11 protein-coding genes and 1 tRNA gene are annotated in these 19,264 nt (G+C 40.3%); 10 read left to right on the top strand and 2 right to left on the bottom strand.

The window, feature by feature from the left end:
* Positions 1-144 precede the first annotated feature (144 nt).
* The 5 genes from QWZ01_RS25355 to QWZ01_RS25375 all read left to right on the top strand — a co-directional run bounded on the left by QWZ01_RS25355 (position 145) and on the right by QWZ01_RS25375 (position 8,987).
* On the top strand, positions 145-2,289 hold the full coding sequence (locus tag QWZ01_RS25355) for a glycoside hydrolase family 31 protein (RefSeq protein ID WP_290328489.1): 2,145 nt from the start codon (positions 145-147) through the stop codon (positions 2,287-2,289).
* A 70-nt stretch (positions 2,290-2,359) separates the two neighbouring features.
* Positions 2,360-2,950 (top strand): Crp/Fnr family transcriptional regulator, encoded by a 591-nt coding sequence (locus tag QWZ01_RS25360; protein ID WP_290328491.1) that lies wholly within the window; start codon positions 2,360-2,362, stop codon positions 2,948-2,950.
* Between the two features lie 810 nt (positions 2,951-3,760).
* A complete protein-coding gene (locus tag QWZ01_RS25365) occupies positions 3,761-6,874 on the top strand; it encodes a SusC/RagA family TonB-linked outer membrane protein (protein ID WP_290328493.1) in 3,114 nt (1,037 codons plus the stop codon).
* A gap of 14 nt (positions 6,875-6,888) precedes the next feature.
* Complete coding sequence (locus QWZ01_RS25370; RefSeq protein WP_290328495.1) at positions 6,889-8,439, top strand: SusD/RagB family nutrient-binding outer membrane lipoprotein; 1,551 nt, start codon at positions 6,889-6,891, stop codon at positions 8,437-8,439.
* Between the two features lie 26 nt (positions 8,440-8,465).
* A complete protein-coding gene (locus QWZ01_RS25375; protein ID WP_290328496.1) occupies positions 8,466-8,987 on the top strand; it encodes a DUF1735 domain-containing protein in 522 nt (173 codons plus the stop codon).
* 525 nt (positions 8,988-9,512) lie between these two features.
* On the opposite strand, the gene QWZ01_RS25380 is transcribed toward QWZ01_RS25375, so the two are convergent.
* Positions 9,513-9,586: transfer RNA gene (locus tag QWZ01_RS25380), tRNA-Met, on the bottom strand.
* Between the two features lie 341 nt (positions 9,587-9,927).
* On the opposite strand from QWZ01_RS25380, the gene QWZ01_RS25385 reads away from it, so the two are divergent.
* The 3 genes from QWZ01_RS25385 (at position 9,928) to QWZ01_RS25395 (ending at position 13,197) form a co-directional block, all read left to right on the top strand.
* Positions 9,928-10,308: an START-like domain-containing protein gene (locus QWZ01_RS25385; protein WP_290328498.1), complete on the top strand. Its 381-nt coding sequence runs from the start codon at positions 9,928-9,930 to the stop codon at positions 10,306-10,308.
* Between the two features lie 106 nt (positions 10,309-10,414).
* Entirely contained in the window at positions 10,415-11,845 is a 1,431-nt protein-coding gene (locus tag QWZ01_RS25390) for an LptF/LptG family permease (protein ID WP_290328500.1), read from the top strand.
* 146 nt (positions 11,846-11,991) lie between these two features.
* The gene (locus QWZ01_RS25395) at positions 11,992-13,197 is read left to right on the top strand and encodes a bifunctional 3,4-dihydroxy-2-butanone-4-phosphate synthase/GTP cyclohydrolase II (RefSeq protein WP_290328502.1); all 1,206 of its coding nucleotides are present in this window, start codon (positions 11,992-11,994) and stop codon (positions 13,195-13,197) included.
* Here the strand turns inward: QWZ01_RS25395 and QWZ01_RS25400 are convergent, their stop codons facing one another.
* Positions 13,198-17,727, bottom strand: a complete 4,530-nt coding sequence (locus tag QWZ01_RS25400; RefSeq protein WP_290328504.1) for a translocation/assembly module TamB domain-containing protein — start codon at positions 17,725-17,727, stop codon at positions 13,198-13,200.
* Between the two features lie 101 nt (positions 17,728-17,828).
* Between QWZ01_RS25400 and tsaD the strand changes: the two genes are divergently transcribed.
* The gene (gene tsaD, locus QWZ01_RS25405) at positions 17,829-18,830 is read left to right on the top strand and encodes a tRNA (adenosine(37)-N6)-threonylcarbamoyltransferase complex transferase subunit TsaD (protein ID WP_290328507.1); all 1,002 of its coding nucleotides are present in this window, start codon (positions 17,829-17,831) and stop codon (positions 18,828-18,830) included.
* A gap of 262 nt (positions 18,831-19,092) precedes the next feature.
* A complete protein-coding gene (locus tag QWZ01_RS25410; RefSeq protein WP_290328508.1) occupies positions 19,093-19,263 on the top strand; it encodes a hypothetical protein in 171 nt (56 codons plus the stop codon).
* Position 19,264: the final 1 nt, after the last annotated feature.

Genomic DNA, 19,264 nt, shown 5'->3' on the forward strand with positions numbered 1-19,264 from the left:
CTTCATGCTTTAATTCTGAATTTATCCATGCCCGGTCTGTTGTGAAAGATTGACCGGGCGTGGATATGCTCGGCTGTTTGGAGCTATTTTTCCTTCCGTTCTAACTGCTTCCAAATCGTTCTGTATATTGCTGCCAGTTTAACTATGAAAAAATATTCCTTTATCAGTGCTGTAACGTGTCTCCTGTTTCAGATAGGTATCATGTGCGCTTACGGCCAAACCACACAAATGGCGGCGGGTGTAACCAAAATCTCAACCGGAGAGATTGATCAGTTTACGCCTTATGGTTTTTGTTCGGAACCTCCTGCAAAGGCTGCGCTGGATAAATTACCCTCAGGGAAATTGCCTTTCAATATGGCTGATATCAGGATCAGTATTAATAAGCGGGGTGTTGTGGTAGAAGTTCCTTTAGACCCGAGCGAACAATTATATGGGTTCGGTTTGCAGATAGGCTCATTTAACCAACGGGGATTAAAGAAACGGCCGATTGTTAATGATAACCCGCTGAATGATCTGGGTTATACACATGGCCCGGCAACATTTTATGTATCAAACAAAGGCTATGGTATTTTAATTAATACCGCGCGGTACACCACTTTTTATTGCGGCAGTACCGCCCGGTTAACAAATAATAATGCCGTAAGTGCTGAGGTAAAGGGTGGCAATTCGGTAGAAGAATTATATAAAAGTGACCATAAAGCCTCCGGATATGTTACTGCGGATATTCCGGGAGCTAAAGGCATTGAAGTATTTGTTTTTGAAGGCCCCGATCTTAAAAATGCAATGCAGCGGTACAACCTGTTTGGCGGCGGTGGGGCTTTACCGGCAATTTGGGGATTGGGCGTTAAATATCGTGTTAAGGCCGATTTTAAGCAAAGCCAGGTTGATAAAATGGCAGCTTATTTCCGCGACAACCACATTCCATGCGATGTGCTTGGTTTAGAACCTAAATGGCAAACGGCGGCATATTCGTGCTCATATGTATGGAATAAAGATTTTTTCCCTACCCCTAACGAATTTATCGACAGCATGAAACATAAAGGTTTCCACCTTAACCTTTGGGAGCATGCATTTGTATCGCCTAAATCTCCAATATATAAATCGCTCAAAAATAAAGCAGGGAATTACCTGGTTTGGAACGGATTGGTGCCCGATTTTGCTGATACCGCCGCAACCAGCATTTTTGCAAACTATCACCAAACAACATTTGTGCAGCCAGGCATCTCCGGTTTTAAAATGGATGAGTGTGATAACTCAAACATATCATTTGGCAGTGATACCTGGAGTTTTCCGGAGCTGAGCCAGTTTCCGTCAGGCATTGATGGTGAGCAAATGCATCAGTTATTTGGCTTGCTTTATCAGAAAACAATATATGGCATCTATAAAAAGTTAAACCAGCGCACCTATCTTGATGTGCGGGCATCTAACGCCTTTGCATCATCATATCCTGCAGCTTTGTATAGTGATACTTATGTGCATGAAGAGTATATCCGGATGATCCTCAATTCAGGTTTTTCGGGAATGATCTGGTCGCCGGAGGTACGTGAATCCAATTCTATAAAAGATTTCATGCGCCGCAGTCAAACGGCGGTACTTTCTGCGCAAACGCTGTATAATTCCTGGTATCTGCAAAATCCGCCATGGCTGCAAATAAACCGCGAAAAGAACAACAAAGGTGAACTGATGGATAATGCCCAGACAGTAGAGGCCGACATTCGTAAATTACTCAATTTCAGAATGAGTCTGATCCCATACCTGTACAATGCTTTTGCCGATTATCACTTTAAAGGGATTCCGCCTTTCAGGGCTTTAGTGATGGATTACCCCGATGATAAAAACACTTATAATTTAGCTGATGAATATATGATAGGCAACAGCATACTGGCAGCGCCTTTAACCGAAAAGCAGGATGGAAGAAAAGTTTACCTGCCCCAGGGTACCTGGTATGATTTTAATACCAACAAACCTTATGAGGGCGGCCGGGAGTATACTATAAAGCCTGATCTGACTCAGTTACCCATATTTATAAAAGGCGGTACTATATTGCCTTTAGCCAGGCCTGTTGAGTATGTTACACCCGACACCAGGTTTGATATTACCTGCTATGTATATGGCAAGGCCGATGCCAGTGCCACTTTGTTTGAAGACGATGGCATAACCTTTAATTATGAAAAAGGCAGCTATAATATGCTCAACCTGATCTGGAACAAAAATAAAGGTCAGACTAAGCGCGATGGGAAATTTAAAAACACCAGGTACAGCATTAAAAAATGGCAGGTTATAAACTAAAACAGATTGAGCGGTTTCCGTTTCTAAATTGTAACTTAAAATTTATAACCTGTTATTAGCATCAGTAACAATGAACCATTATTCATGGGATAATTTACGAAAACACATCGAAGAGATCACGCCTATAAGCGATGAGGAGTTTGAGCACATCAAAACATTTTTTACACCTAAAAGAGTTAAAAAGCATCAGTATTTAATTCAGGAGGGCGATCATGCCACCTTTGAATTTCTGATCATGTCGGGTATTTTCAGGATGTTTTACCTGGATGATGAAGGGAAGGAGTATATTGTACAATTTGCCGGTGAAAACTGGTGGATGGCAGATTACCAGGCCTATTTTAATGAAAAAAAGGCAACATTGCATATCACCTGTATGGAGGATGCGGAAGTACTGTGCATGACACTTCATGGCCGGGAAACACTATCTTCTGATCTTCATAAAATGGAGCATTTTTTCAGGGTAAAGCTCACTAAAGGATACGTTGCCCAGCAACGTCGCATCATTTCGCTGCTCTCCAGTACACCACAGCAACGGTACGAAGAATTTGGCCAGCTGTATCCGCATATGATACAAAAGATACCCAAAAAATATATAGCCGAATATCTCGGTGTAAGTCGTGAAACTTTGAGCAGGCTTTACTCTGCTAATAAAGGGAGATAAGGGTATAGTGAACTGGGCTTAATTTTTAAGCGGTTCAATTCCAGTTAGTTTAATAGGCTGATATATAGAAAATTTGGTTTCATCTTTAAGAGTAGCTTAATGGTTGTAGTGCCCGTAACTTAAAAAAAAAACGTCGGCATTAATAAAGAATATAAGCAAACTGTATTAGATGTTTGATAAAAAGTCTTGTTATTTTGCGTTTTTCATTGATTTTTAAAGATGTTTTATTAATATAAATTCTTCAAATGACAAATTTATTGTTATTTATTTGCCGTATTTGGTAAATAGTTCATTCCTGCATTTAATGGCGGCTTTTTTTTAATGATATAGTGACTTTAAATAAAATAGAAAAAAATATTTCATTTAAAGTAGTCTTTTATAGTATTTTAAGTAATTTTTGATGGACTTATCTGTAAATTATACAAAAAAAATTTGCCAAAACACTTTATTAACGTAAGTTTGGTAAAACGTTTTATTAATGTATTGTGAAAGTGCCCTTTACATTCCCACTGTGTTATCTGACGGGATTTCCAAAAGCTCATGTTCGGGTCTTTTAATAAGGATACGAACAAAATGTAAATAGCGGCCATTGATATTAAATGTTGAGCACCGCTCAAAAATAAAACAATTCAATTTCTCTTTGAACTTATACATGTAGATGAATTAATAAAGCTAGGATTTTGACGACTAGTTGATAAAACGTTTTGTCAATTTAATTAATAATTTAAAATTGAAAGGAGGATAAAATTACATAAACAGCAGATTTTCAATAACTAAAATGAATAAATAATAACTAAACTTTAACTACTAATGAATAAATTTTTACAAAAGTGTTTATGGCTTTTAATGTTTGTTGCCGTAAGTTCAAGTGCGCAAACGCTTAAAATTACCGGTAAAGTAACAGCAAAAGATGATAATGGCCCACTTCCTGGAGTGAGCGTAGTTGTTAAAGGTACCACTACAGGTACCATGACCAACGGCAATGGTGATTTTACAATAACTGTACCTAACAAAAACAGCATATTAACCTTTAGCTTTATTGGATATACAAAGCGAGAGTCAACTATACCTGCAAATGGAAACCTGATTGTGAGCCTTGATCCTGATAGCAGACAGCTACAGGAGGTAGTGGTAACCACAGCCTTGGGTATTAAACGTAAGGCTAAGGAACTTGGATATGCTACCCAATCAGTTTCTGGGAAAGACTTAACAAAAAGTAAACCTACTAACTTAGCCGCCGGGCTTTCTGGTAAAGTTGCCGGTTTACAAATTAACCAGGCAAACAACCAGATTGATGCGGGAGACCAGATCAGGGTTGTATTGCGTGGCAACAGATCATTTGTTGGTAATAACCAGGCGCTTTTAGTTGTTGACGGGGTAACTACAGATTTGAGTTACATGAACTCTATTAACCCGAACGATATTGAAAGTGTTAACGTGTTGAAAGGTGCCAATGCGGCAGCGCTTTATGGTTCGGCAGCCTCAAATGGTGTAATATTAGTTACAACTAAGAAAGGTCAGTCTGAAGGTGGCGGATCAATTACCTTCACTAACACCACCATGCTTAACAAATTATCTTATTTCCCTAAACTGCAAAACCAGTTTGGTGGCGGTACTGATGCAGATGCCTTTGGTTTTCCACAGTTTACTCCTTTTGAAAATCAAAACTTTGGCGACCGTTATGACGGCAGCGTTAGAGGGATAGGTCGCCCGTTGCCAGATGGCAGCATGCAAATGGTAACCTATTCAGATAGGGCAAATGAAAAGAAAGACTTTTTTGATACCGGTCTTGACGAACAAAACGATCTGACTTATTCTGGTGGTGATGAAAAAGGTTCGGTTTTTATAAACGCTCAACGTGTAGACAGTAAAGGTACCACACCTGGTGATAAATCTAACAGGACATCGTTCCGTATCAATGGAACACGTAACTACAAAAACCTGAGTGCTAATTACTCTATTGATTATAGCCAACGTAACTACAATAAATCATACAATCAGGTTTATAATAACGTAATCAACACACCATCTGAAATTCCGTTGTCTCAATATTCAGACCTGCATTCTTTATATGGTGATCCCAATAACTTTTATAATGATTATTACCAGAGCCCCTATCAGGGTTTACAGCTTCAGCGTCAAAATGAACGTAAGGATGCATTGTTAGGTAACTTGTCATTAAACTATAAAGTAAATGATTGGTTAAGCTTATTGGTGCGTGGTGGTATCAGTACTTCAACAATTGTAGGTAAATATACCCAGGCTGCTTTTACCTATTCTGATTTTGCAAAAGCAAGCGGAAAAGCAATTGCTGCGAATAATGGTCAGGCTTCTGAGAGTGATTACGATCAGTTTAAAAGCCGTTATAACGGAGATTTTCTTGCTACGTTTGACAAAAAACTGAGCAAAGATTTTTCGTTAAAATTTATTGCCGGTGCGCAGTATATTGATAATTCTCAACAAGATATTGGGGTAGGAGCAAGCACTTTAGTAATACCTGACTTATATAATGTTGGTAACGTATTGGGGGTTCCAAATGCCTCCGAAAGCATATCTCACTCTCGCCAATTTGGTGTATTTGGGGATTTAACGTTGGGTTATAAAGATTATTTATTCTTACATGCAACAGGCAGGGAAGATACTGATTCAAGGCTGTCAAAAGATAATCGCTCATTCTTTTATCCTTCTGTAGATGCATCTTTTATATTTACAGATGCTATACCGGCATTAAAAAATAATGCTATCCTATCTTCAGGTAAATTAAGAGCAGGTATCTCCAAAGTGTATATGGTTCAGATAGATCCTTACACGCTGCAATCTACGTTTGCAACAGGAAGCGGTTTCCCTTATGGTAATACAGCTGGGTTTTCAGTTGGTAACATAGTTTACGATCCTAACTTAAAACCAGAGCAAACCGTAGCAAAAGAAATAGGTCTTGATTTAGGATTTTTAAATAACCGCATAACACTTGAAACATCTTATTACTATGAAGTAACTAAAGATCAGGAAATAAAAACTGGTATTAACATATCCAATTCAACCGGTTTTTCAAACGCTGTTATTAATACCGGAAGTGGTATTAATAAAGGATATGAGATAGCCATAGCGGCATCTCCGATCGTTTCTTTAAACAATGGTTTTAAATGGAATATGAGCATTAATTTTTCTCATAATCAAAACAAAGCCACTTCTTTATACCAGGGCCTGAATCAACTTAGTATTGGTAGCAGTAACTATATCGTAGTGGGAGAATCTTACCCTCGTTTATTAGGAACTGATTATGTAAGGGATCCTCAGGGTCGTGTTGTAGTTAATGGTACAACAGGTTTACCATCGGTAGCTAACGCATTGAAAGATTTTGGCCAAACAAATCCTAAGAATATCATAGGTGCTACCACCAGTTTCTCGTTTAAAAACTTCACATTGTCAGGAACTGCCGAACTTAGAAGCGGAGCCGTATTTTACAATGGAATTGCCAGCACACTTGATTTCTCGGGAGTAAGCTATACCTCGGCAGAGGGAGGCAGAGAGCGCTTTGTATATCCAAACTCAGTAATACAAACATCACCTGGCGTATATACACCTAATACCAATATCACTACCAACACTGGTGGCGGCGGTTTTTGGGCAGATGGTATCCGCAATAATGTAATGTCAAACTACGTAGTCAGTGCCGATTTTATTAAGATCAGAGAATTGTCTTTAAATTATGATGTACCTGCGAGTTTCTTAAGAGGAATTAAATTCGTGAAAAAGGCCAGCATTGCATTGGTAGGCAGGAACCTGTTTATGTTCAGGCCTAAGTCTAACATTTATACAGATCCGGAAATAAACGTAGGTACAGATAATGCGCAGGGTTACAATAACCTTAACCAAACTCCGCCAACACGTATATATGGTTTTACCGCAAGCATTACCCTATAATTTAAACAGAAAAGATGAAAAGAATATTTACAGTGGCACTTCTTGCGCTCAGTTTGGGTGCCTGCAAAAAGAGTTTTGATATTAATGACAATCCAAATAACTCTACAAATGCTTATCCGGGTTTAGTATTAACCAATGCGTTAAATACAACAGTATCTTCAACAACAGGATCTTACGAATTTTATCGTTTTGCGTCACCGTGGATTGGTTATTGGAACTTCAGCGGTAGTGTTTCGGGCTTTTTAGAAGAACGTAGTTATAATATTACATCAAACTATGACGGAGCAACGAAAACATGGCCTAACCTATATGATAATCTTGAAGATTATTATTACCTGGAGCAGCAAGGTAAAACACTTAACAAGCCTTATTTTGTAGCCTTCGCGAAAGCTTTAAAAGCTTATGACTTTCAGTATCTGGTTGATTTTTATGGAAATATTCCATATTCTCAGGCTTTGCAGTCAGTAAAATTTATTCGCCCCAAGTATGATAAAGACTTAGCCGTTTATGAAGACCTGGCTAAACAGTTAGACAGCGCAGCAACCTTGCTAAAAAGTTCCCCTAAATTAGCCAGCAGTGATTTATCTTATGATATTGTGTACGGCGGCGATTTAACCAAATGGGGCAAACTGGTAAATACCATTAAATTACGCCTGTTGCTTCGTCAAACAGAAATGCCGGGGAGAACAGATTACATCAAGGCGGAAATCGCTAAAATTACAGCAAATGGCTTTGGCTATATTGGTGCCGGTGAAACAGCAAATGTTCAACCTGGTTATGTTAATAGCAATGGTAAACAAAACCCTTTTTATTCACAATTTGGGTATACCCCGGCTACTGACAAAACCACAACCGGTGGTCATCAATATTATTTAGCGTCAAAATACTCGGTTGATTTTTATCAGAACAATAAAGATGCCCGTTTAGGCAGGTTTTACACCACTATTAACGAGGGTAAGGGAAGTACTTACGTAGGCCGTCAATTTGGCCCTACGGCAACCATCAATGATAAGATAGACTCTGTATCTTCTATAGGTCCGGGCCTGGTTGCCTTCCCTTCCGATGCAACTAAACCACAACCTATAATTACCGATTTTGAAAGTTTGTTTTTACAGGCCGAGGCCGCTCAAAGAGGTTTAATCAACGGAGATGCCAAAACTTTTTATCAGGCTGCTATAACACAATCATTTATTGCGCTTGATTTAACAGCGGCCGATGCTGCGGCATATTATAACTCACAACCTGTAGCTAACTGGGATGCACCGGTTAACGCGGGTACCAGCCTAAGTGCCGAAAATGTAAGTTATGATAATAAGCTTGTTTTGATCATCAAACAGAAATGGGCTTCAATGAACGGATTTAACGACATTGAATCATGGTGTGATTACAGAAGATTAGGGCTTCCGGCTGATATTCCGATATCAAACAATCCGGCTGCCACAACCCGTAAGGTTCCTGTGAGGATGCCGTACCCGCAAAGTGAATATAACTACAACCCCGATAACGCTTTGGCCGAAGGTACTATAAGCCAATTCACATCAAGGGTGTTCTGGGACGTTAAATAATAATTGAAAATTTTACAAGAATGAGGATGAAAAAGAACAGTGTATTAAAATGCCTGATGCCTTTACTGGCTACGGTTTTATTGGCTTCCTGCAAGGATAGTCTTCCACAACCCGATTTTACAAAAGATACCCCTATAGTTGAATTGCCAACAGCCAGTCTGGCAGGCAATGGTGGTGGAAATTCTATGGATGTAAAGGCAGCGGTACAAGCTACCCCATATGATTATTACATATATGTAAACTATGCTGCACCAAACGCAAATCCAGCTGATGTAGCAGTTACAATGGCGGTTGATACAGCCGTTTTAAATAAGTTTAACAAAGCCAATGGGAAATCATACCCATTACTGCCTGCAGCAGATTATACGTTGTCAAACAAAATAACTATCCCGGCGGGTGAAAGGAAGGTAAAATACCCTATTAAATTTAATACAAACCTAATGGACCCTAAAGTTACCTATGCATTGCCACTGAAAATTGTTGATGCTTCAGGAGTTACCGTAAGTGGTAATTTCGGAACGTTGAATTTGTTAGTGAATGCCAAGTAAAATAATAAATTGAATAAAGGGGTGTCTGATTTTCAGATGCCCCTTTATTATATAGACATTGATGAGATCATTAATCCTTGAATTCAACTTTGAAATTTAATGCCCTAACTGTATTCATTGGTTAAATTAAACTCAGCGTTTACCGCAAATTTCAATCGCCTGAATCTATAAATCTGCCCAATAGGTTATTTAATTTTTTGATCTCTCCTCAAAAAATGATTGACAAGTCCCATCCTGCGAGCCTGGTAAATCTTTACTCCAATTGATTCACCTATTGGAGCTTCTCCACTGATCAATATATATTGAAATTGTTGAACGGTTCATTCATTGAACGATTGCTGCCATTATTTTAAAGACAGAATTGGTTGATATGGCGGTAATAAGGAGCAACTGCCATATAATCAAATTATTAATTTCTGATTTGAGCTTGATTTTACTTATTTGATATAAGCATAAGCAGCCATGAATTTCGTTAACAAAAACAAAAAAGCCTGCTACAACTAAATGCAACAGGCTTTTTTCAAGTAGCGGGGAGCAGGATCGAACTGCCGACCTTAGGGTTATGAATCCTACGCTCTAACCATCTGAGCTACCCCGCCGTTTTATTAAGAATATGGTTCTCCCTAAAAAGGATTGCAAATATAGCAGAAATTCGTTTTACTTTTAAAAAATATTAAATTTTATGCATCAATCTGCTAATCAGATATATAATTACTAATTGGAGCGTGTTTTTACGGGTTTGTATGTGTTTAGGTGTTGATTTGCTGGTAGGCTTGCTTTTATTTGCATGTCAAAATAGCGGTTTTACGCATTATTTTGTGGGTTTGTAAGGGCGTTAACAATCGGTAGGTCTAAAAAGTTTGGATATATAATAGAAATTCGTTTTCTTTAGAAAAAATGCTAACATTTACGGCTTTACAGCCTACAAGTATAAACCCCAATGTCCGAGAAAAAGAAATTTGTTATTGAGTATGAGATAAAATCATCTCCCAGAATACTGTTCCCATTTTTAAATGAGCCTAATGGCTTGGCGCAGTGGTTTGCTGATGATGTGAACATAAGAGACCAGGTTTATACATTTATCTGGGATGGCGAACCGCAAAAAGCAAAGCTGCTTATTATAAAAGAAAATAAACTGGTTAGGTTTAAGTGGGTTGAGGATGATCCGCAGTTTTATTTTGAAATGGAAATTCTGCAGGATGAACTTACCAATGATGTGGCATTAAGCATCACTGATTTTGCCACTGAAGATGCCATTGCCGAGCGCAAGCTGATATGGGATAACCAGATCGAATACCTCATCAGTACATTGGGTGCTTAAGGGAACTTAATTTTAGCTAATTTTGTATGGTGAATTACTTTTTGTGCGTTAATGAAGGTTAGCGGGTTCAAAAGGTAATTTACGCCTGTTAATACAAATTGTGCTGATGAAAAAGATACATCTTTTACTACTAAAATCATTTATAAGGCCTTTCGTAGTTACGCTTTTCATCGTAATGTTTGTATTGTTGATGTTGTTTTTATTTAAATACATCGATGATCTGATAGGCAAAGGATTTGCCTGGTATACCATACTGGAGCTTATGATGTACAACTCGGCCACTAATGTGGCTATGGCCCTGCCTTTGTCCGTACTACTTTCAACCATCATGACCTATGGCGCTCTTGGCGAAAATTATGAACTGGTAGCCATCAAAGCAGCGGGTATATCCCTGCGCCGGGCTATGTACCCCATGATCGTTATTGTATCGATACTGAGTATTGCAGCATTCTTTTTTTCAGATTATATGTTGCCGGTAGCCAACCTTAAATATTATTCGCTGCTATATGATGCGCGCAAGCAAAAATCGGCCGATCTGTTGCCCGAAGGCGTTTTCAGCAATAACTTTACCGGCTATGCCATCCGGGTAAAACACAAAGACCCTGATGGCCAAACACTTCGTGATATTACCATATACCAACGCTCTGCCGATGGCAGTAATACAGATGTAACTATGGCGAAGGAGGGAGTGATGTTCAGAACGATGGGCGATAAATTCCTGGTACTGAAGTTGAAAAACGGTGTTAGCTACAAAGAATCTAAAGCTGAAGGTGATTTTGACCCAAGACGACAATTACAGCGATTCCGGTTTAAGGAAACTGAGCAGAAGTTTGATCTTTCAAGCTTTAAGCTGGCCCGTACCGATGAGAATGAGTTTAAGTCGGCATCACAAATGATGAACTTAAAACAGCTGAAGTTTTTTGTTGATTCTGTCCAGCAGCAGGTTAACGGCAGTATTGTAGCGAATTATAAACTAATTACCCCCTATATCAAGTACTTTGCACTTCCGGCGAAGCCAACGCAGAAAAAATACCTGCCAGCCGATAAGGGTGGGGTGTTAAAAGCCATGAAACCTACAGAACAGGTTATGGCATTATCAAGTACCATGTCAGAAATCAGGTCTGTAAAGGATGTATTGAAAAACCGTACCGACCGCTACAAGGCCGATTCTATGACCATACGCCGTTATGCCTCTGAAGTACAAAAAAAATTCACGCTTTCTGCAGCCTGTATAGCTTTGTTTTTAATTGGAGCCCCATTGGGTGCTATTATACGTAAAGGCGGATTGGGTTTGCCGGTAGTAATTTCGGTGATCTTTTTCCTCATATATTATATCATATCAACCATTGGTGAAAAATCTGTTAAGGCGGGTAATGTATCAACCTTTTTCGGTATGTGGATAGCTATCATAGTGCTTACCCCTATAGGGCTTTTCCTTTCCTATAAAGCTGCTACTGATTCTGTTATATTTGATATGGAGATATATAAGCGCTTTTTTAATAAATTAATTAAGCGTAAAAGCAACTCAACTGTATAAGTTATTCGTAATCATGTATATCAGCATTATTTGCAGTTACATGCATTTTACATAATACCGACCAGAATAATTTATATATATCATAAATTTGTTTATTATTTAAATACTTATGGCTCATTTATTTGAGCTATCCCAAATTCAATATAATGCTAAATACGATACAGGAAGCCATAGAAGATATAAAAGCCGGTAAAATGATCATTGTGGTTGATGATGAGGATCGTGAAAACGAAGGCGATTTTTTAACCGCCGCTCGTAACGCCACGCCCGAAGCTATCAATTTTATGGTTCGTTATGGCAGGGGACTGGTGTGCGCGCCAATTACCCAGCAACGTGCCCGCGAACTGGAGCTTGAACCTATGGTTAGTCATAATACAACATCTCACGAAACTAATTTTACAGTTTCTGTTGATTTACTTGGTCATGGTTGTACCACAGGTATTTCCGCATCTGACCGTTCAAAAACTACCTTGGCGCTGATAGATCCATTAACCAAACCCGAAGATCTGGGCAGGCCGGGACATATTTTTCCGCTTATTGCCAAAGATGGAGGTGTACTGCGCAGAACTGGCCATACCGAAGCTGCCATTGACCTGGCTGTTTTGGCCGGCTTTGAGCCTGCAGGTGTAATATGTGAGATCATGAAGGAGGATGGCGAAATGGCTCGCCTGCCTGATCTGATGATCATGGCTAAAGAATTTAATCTCAAAATAGTATCTATAAAAGATCTTATTACTTACCGCTTGGGGGCCGAAACATTGGTTAAGAAAGAGGTAACTGTAAAGATGCCTACCCAATGGGGGGATTTTGATATGATTGGCTATACCCAACTTGATACCGGCGAAAACCACCTGGCCCTTGTTAAAGGCACCTGGGAGCCCGGTGAGCCTGTTTTGGTACGTGTACACAGCTCATGTGTTACCGGAGATATTTTTGGCTCATGCCGCTGCGATTGCGGTCCTCAACTGCACAAGGCCATGGAGATGGTTAGCAAAGAGGGGAAAGGGGTTATAGTTTACATGAACCAGGAAGGCAGGGGCATAGGCCTTATCAATAAATTGAAAGCCTACCAGTTGCAGGAAAATGGATTTGATACTGTTGAAGCCAATATTCAATTAGGCTTTAAAGGCGATCAGCGCGATTACGGTATCGGCGCGCAGATATTACGTAGCCTGGGTATTTCAAAAATGCGTTTGATGAGCAATAATCCTAAAAAGCGTGCCGGCCTTATCGGTTACGGTTTGGAAATTGTTGAGAACGTGCCAATTGAAATAGCATCAAACCCGCACAACGAATTATATTTACGTACCAAGAGAGATAAAATGGATCACGCCATCATGCGCGATCATTAATTAATTCTCCTCGTCATCAGGTTTAACAGCCGGTGTTCCGCCAGTATTGGTGGGTACCGGGTTCGGAGTAACCGGCGCTCTGTCGCGCCGGCTTCTCCTGAATATGTTTCTGATAAACTCGCCGAATGTATCAAAGTCGCGGGTGTACACTAAACCAATACCGTTTACATACTGAAAATCCAGGTTGTTTAAAGTATTGAGCGATGTATTGTTCAAAAGCCGGTAGGAGTACCTGGCTGTAAGGTTTCCATCTTTCCTGATCTGGTATAGCGCCTCAAAGTCTTTAGTTAAATTGCCTCTTGAAAACAACGTTGTATTGTTGTTATTGAATGGGTCATTTGTGCCGTTATTGTTGAATAAGCTGCCGCTAAAAGATAGCCTGCCATCATAAAATTTTAACGACGCGCTGGCCTCATTAAACGAGCGTATATTTAAATCGAAATACTTGATGTTTGATTGCGATATAAGGCTGTTTAGTTTGTTAAACGCAAACTCACTTACCGCTTCGCTGGCAGTACTTACTACTTGGTTAGTTAAGTTATTGTTGTTGTTTGACGAAAAAGAACGGCGTACAATGATACTGATAGCCTGCTGGCTGCGGTTATTATTATCGGCCAAGTAGGTTGACAGATCATCCTTTACCGATGGATCAGTAGGGAAGTTAAAATCAAAATCTATCATTGGCTGCAATAACGATTTGGTGAGGATCAGTTGAGCCTGTACCAACGTTTGTTGCGATGATGTGGGCGCCTGCAAGCCTGCCGCGGTATAAAGCGGGGCCTTGGAGGTACGCACCTCATACAGGGCCTTAAGGTTTATCTCGGCGTTTGATGGGTTGCCCGTCCACCTGATGGTACCTCCCTGACTAACAGTAAAGTTTTTACTGATGAAGTTTTTGGCTGTAAACTCAAACTTACCGGTACTTATTAAAAAGTCGCCATACATTTCAAAATCGCCAAGGCTGTTGATGTTCAGCTTTAAATTGTTGGCAACACCACTGCCCTCCAGCAAGCCGTAGTCGGTGGCAATTTTAACAATTGTTTTCTCATCGGCGCTAAGGTCAAAGTTTAGGGTAACACCATTAAATGCGCGTTGTTTTGCAGGAGCTTTAACGGTATCCTTGTGACTTACAAACTTAATAAAGTCATACTCGCTGGCGGTTGATGAGGTATTAAGCGGGATATTGAAAATAGTACCCGCCTCAGTACGTGCGGTAATATCAATCTTCATATTATCAACCGGGCCCTTAAAGCTAAATCGGCCGGTGCCGTAAGCAGTACCATAGTAAAGGTGGTTATCTTTAAAAGTGGTGTTAAGGGCCATCAGGTTGCGTGCATCAACAACCACTTGTATATTGGGGTTATCAATATTGTTTAAGTCAACAGTTCCGTTGGCGGTTCCTGTACCTCCTTTAACATCCTTCAGCACCATGTTTTTGATATCAACAACGCTGTTATTAACATTAAGCTTATTATTAACTGTATAGGCGGTTTTCAGGTAGTTAACCGTTACCCCGGTATTTTCAAGTGTTAAGGTACCGTTCAATTGCGGATTTGAAGGCTTGCCGCTCAGCTTCAGATCGGTTGAAATATTGCCTTTAACGTTTGATACCAGATCCTTGATAAAAGGGGCGAAGATGATAGCCTCGGTTTGGTTCATCTTAATATCAAAGTCGAGGTTGTCATCAGTGTTTTGCCCAAAGGCATATATCCCGGCAATATTCATGGTTTCCAGGCCGCGGTTCAGGATGTTCAACTTCATGTTAGCCTGCTTACGGTCGTTACCCAGAGTTGATTCGATCTTCACCTTGCCAATGAGTGTCTTGTTCATTGACAGTGAATCAACGATCAGATGGGCGTCTACCCCGGGCGATTTAGTAATGGAGGTGAATTTTACATCCCCATCCAAATTGCCTTTTAAAAATATGCCCGATGTTCGGGTAAGCTGATTGAGCGTACCCATATTGAATTTTTCAAAAGAAAGCTTAAGCTCATCGGCAGGGTTATCAGAGATAAAGCCGTTGATGCGTACCTTTTGCGGGCCGTTGGATAACTCAAAGCCCTGAACCTGTGTTTTGCCATCAAGCAGGCGAATGCGCACCTGCTCCTGTATGTGCCATTTTTGTTTCTCGAGTATTACATCAGAAGGTAGCAGCATCAGCTTGGCTGTAGTATCGCGCCCAAACTGCACCAGGCCGTAAAGGTCGAGTTGGTTTACCGCGTTTTTATCAGATAGCTTAACGTTGAAATTTAAGCTGTCGTTTTTAACAAAGTTGGTAATGTTAATATCCTTAATAAATAAACTGTCAGTAAGGTCAACCCGGCTTAATGATAAGTTGAGGCCCAGCATGCTGTCGGTCGTGTTTTCGTCAATAATAAAATCGTGGAAAACAGTTTTGCCATATTTAAAGGTCTTGATATAGCCCGAAAGTGTGGCCATTTTCTTTTCAGAATCAAACTGCCCCACCAACGTTCCCTGATCGGGAATCTTTAAATCGGGTACAAATATGGCCGTAAGCGGGTCTAAGTTTTTAAGCCTGAGGTTAAACGCAAACTGCTGTGGTTTGGGCGTAACAATGGTTGTTTTTATTGATGGAATATACTTTTTAGCAATAGTTTTATAATACGATGGAAGCGTAGCCAGGTCAAAACGGCCCTTGATGCTGGCATCTGCAAAGTCTGACCGCAGGGCAATCTCCCGGTTATTGCCCGTTCCTGTAGATGAAAGGTATAGCGAATCGACCAGGTAATTATTCCGCGGATCAACCACCCGTGCCGGGGAAAGTAAAATGTTACCCTGTATATTATCCAGCTCGGTACCCGAAAACGCGGTTTTTAACTGGGTGCTGATGGTAATGGTATCAGTGATCAGTTTTAGCTTGTTTAGGCGTGCATCCTTAACAGAGGCAGTCAGATCAAATGCAGGCAACTGAGGATTTAAATTTACGCTGCCCTTTAAATCAAGTTTAACGTTTTTATCATTAATGGTGATGTGCCCATTGGCCAGTTTCTTGATAAATGAGCCGTTAACGGTGAGGTTATTGTAGGTATATCCTTTAAAATCAATGGAATTGATGTGGGCATCAACCACTTCGCTCAGGTTTTTAAGCTCATCGCCGCTGCCTTTAATATCGGCATTAAAGGTGGTGCGGCCAAGGGTTTGCTCATCAAGGAGGGTACCCAGATCAAAGTTAAAGGCATCAAGTTTGCCGCTGTAGCTTGGGGTTCCTTTTTTATCAATCTTAAGGTTAATGTCTGAATCAAACCTGCCCAGCCCGGTTTTGAATACACCGTAGGCCACAAAGTCATTTTGTAAACCGGTGAACCTGCCCGTAAAGTTAATATTGCCAAACTTGCCAATAATAGCCGGTGCTTTCATAGTAGGTGTACCCGAAAAATGACTGATCAGGTAATCCATGTCTTTTTTGTTTGATGCTATCTGGTCAAACTTCAGTTCAAGGAAGGTGTTATCCCAATCGGGTAATCCGCGCAGGTTAAAGTCGCCTTTGATAAAGGTGGCCTGCCCGCCGGTAATGGTAACGTGTTTAGCTCTCAGGTTATTTACCAGGCCTTTAGCCTGCCCATCAATACCGAGATCAAAACTTACCTTGCCCATCCCGCTGGTAAAGTAGGCAATATCGGTTGATGATATGCGCGATGTTTTGAAATTGGCATCCATATTTACACGGTTCTCAAAGTTGTCAAAATCATCAAATGACTTAAACCTCATCCGGAAATAATCTTTCAGATGTGAGTGTTTGGTTTGTATGGATAAATGCAGCAGCAGTATCTGGTTGGTATCAATAGTGGTATGGGCCGTAAAGTCCTTAACATAAAAGCCACTTTTTTCCTGCAGGGTAAGGTGCTGAACATTTCCCTTAAAAAGGTGGTTTTTAATATCCATTCCTGTAACCACCGTGCTGAAATGGTTTACATCTATATCATCAAAGTTAACCTTGTTCTCTACCGTATCAATCAGCTGATTTTTATAGCGGAAATGGAAGTTGTTGATAACGATCTTATCAAAGTTAAGTGTCCACGGTTTGCCTGGAGTTTTTTTAGTGGTGTCTTTTTTGGTGGTATCGCCGGCAAAATAATCAAGAATAAATTTGAGGTTAGTGGTGCTGTCCTTTTGTTTTTTAAGATAGAACGAACCATTATCCAGTTCAATAGACTCAAAGTTGATAACCCGCTGCTTAATGCTGCTAAAAAGCGAAAATCCATCAATATCAACAGCCAGTTTGGGCGTGCTCAATAGCGTGTCCTGTTTTTTATCAAGTACGTAAAGGCCTTCCAGTACTACAGAAGTAAAAGGACGTATATAAAGACTTTTGATAGCAACTTTGGTATGAAGCTCGTCGGTAAGGTAGGCAGTGGCTTGTTTAGCCGCCCAGGTTTGTACGGGTTTAAACTGAAAAGCCAGTAAAAGTATGCTCAGTGTCAATAAAATGAACAACACTATCCCTAACGCTATATTGAGTACTTTTTTAATAACTTTGTGTTTAATTAAAATTTCAAAAGTAAAATTCAAAAGCGCTTGAAATGTTTTACTTTTTTAAAATGTATTTATAACCCATCAAAAGCTAAGACTGTTATTTTTGACTTTTAACTTTTGATTTTTGACTTAATAACGTGCCTGTAATTTTAGGAATTGAATCTTCATGTGATGAAACCTCTGCATCTGTTTGTGTTGATGGGTTGATACTAAGCAATGTAATTGCAAATCAAACCATTCACGAAGCGTACGGAGGTGTTGTCCCTGAGCTTGCCTCAAGGGTTCATCAGCAAAATATTGTTCCTGCTGTTCAACAAGCTTTAGTGAATGCAAAAGTAAACAAAAATGATGTTGATGCAGTAGCTTTTACGCGCGGACCGGGACTTTTAGGTTCGCTTTTAGTAGGGGTGTCATTTGCCAAGGCATTTGCCCTTGCCAGAAACCTGCCGTTGATAGATATTAACCACATGCAGGCTCATATTTTGGCTCATTTTATTGGCGATCATAAACCGTCGTTCCCGTTCCTGTGCCTTACCGTATCGGGCGGGCATACGCAGATCGTGCTGGTGAAAGACCATTTTGACATGGAAGTTATTGGCGAAACACTGGATGATGCCGCGGGCGAAGCCATGGATAAAACCAGCAAAATTTTAGGCCTGCCTTACCCCGGCGGTCCCCTTATTGATAAATACGCGCGCCAGGGTAACCCGGATGCCTACAAATTTCCGGAACCACAAATCCCCGGACTCGATTTTAGCTTTAGCGGGCTTAAAACCTCCATCCTTTATTTCATAAGAGATAACGTAGCTAAGAATCCGGATTTTATTAGCCAGAATCTGCCTGATATTTGCGCCTCGGTAGAAAAAAGAATTGCCACCATACTGCTTAACAAACTGCAAAAGGCCGCTAAAGAATACGGCATAAAACAGATTGCACTGGCTGGGGGCGTATCGGCAAATACAGGCCTGCGCGAAGGGTTAAAGGAAATGTGTGCCAAAAATGGCTGGGAAAGTTTTATCCCCAAAATGGAATACTGTACAGATAACGCGGCCATGATAGCCATTGCCGGTTACTATAAATATTTAAAAGGCGAGTTTACCGGGCAAAATATTGCACCGCTGGCACGTATGCCTTTTTAAGCCCCCTAACCCCCTAAAGGGGGAATTGGAGAGGTCAGGTACAGAGAGATAAAAACACTCGAAAAGAGGGGCATCCTAAGCTCCGTCGAGGGATAGAGCGCAGAGGCCTGTCCACCATGCTTCGACGGAGCTCAGCATGACCGCTTTTTAGTTACTGTCATCATTGGCTATTACCCCGAAAGAGAGAATAAGGGGGCTCACTAATAAATATTTTGATAATTTTACAAACTAATTTATCCTCTTTAGGGGTAAGGGAGCGCATATGAATATTCCTTCACTTATTTTCTGGGCAATTTTTGTGTTGCCATTGGTAGCTTTTTTGATTTGGCTAATGCGCCAGGATAAAAAGAAAGGAGTTACCGGCTTAATAGTGCTTGCCATTATTGTTGTTGGCGGCATTATCTATATGTACCTGAAAACAGGCGGGCAGTAAG

The organism is Mucilaginibacter aquaedulcis, assembly GCF_030409325.1.
GTDB lineage: Bacteria > Bacteroidota > Bacteroidia > Sphingobacteriales > Sphingobacteriaceae > Mucilaginibacter > Mucilaginibacter aquaedulcis.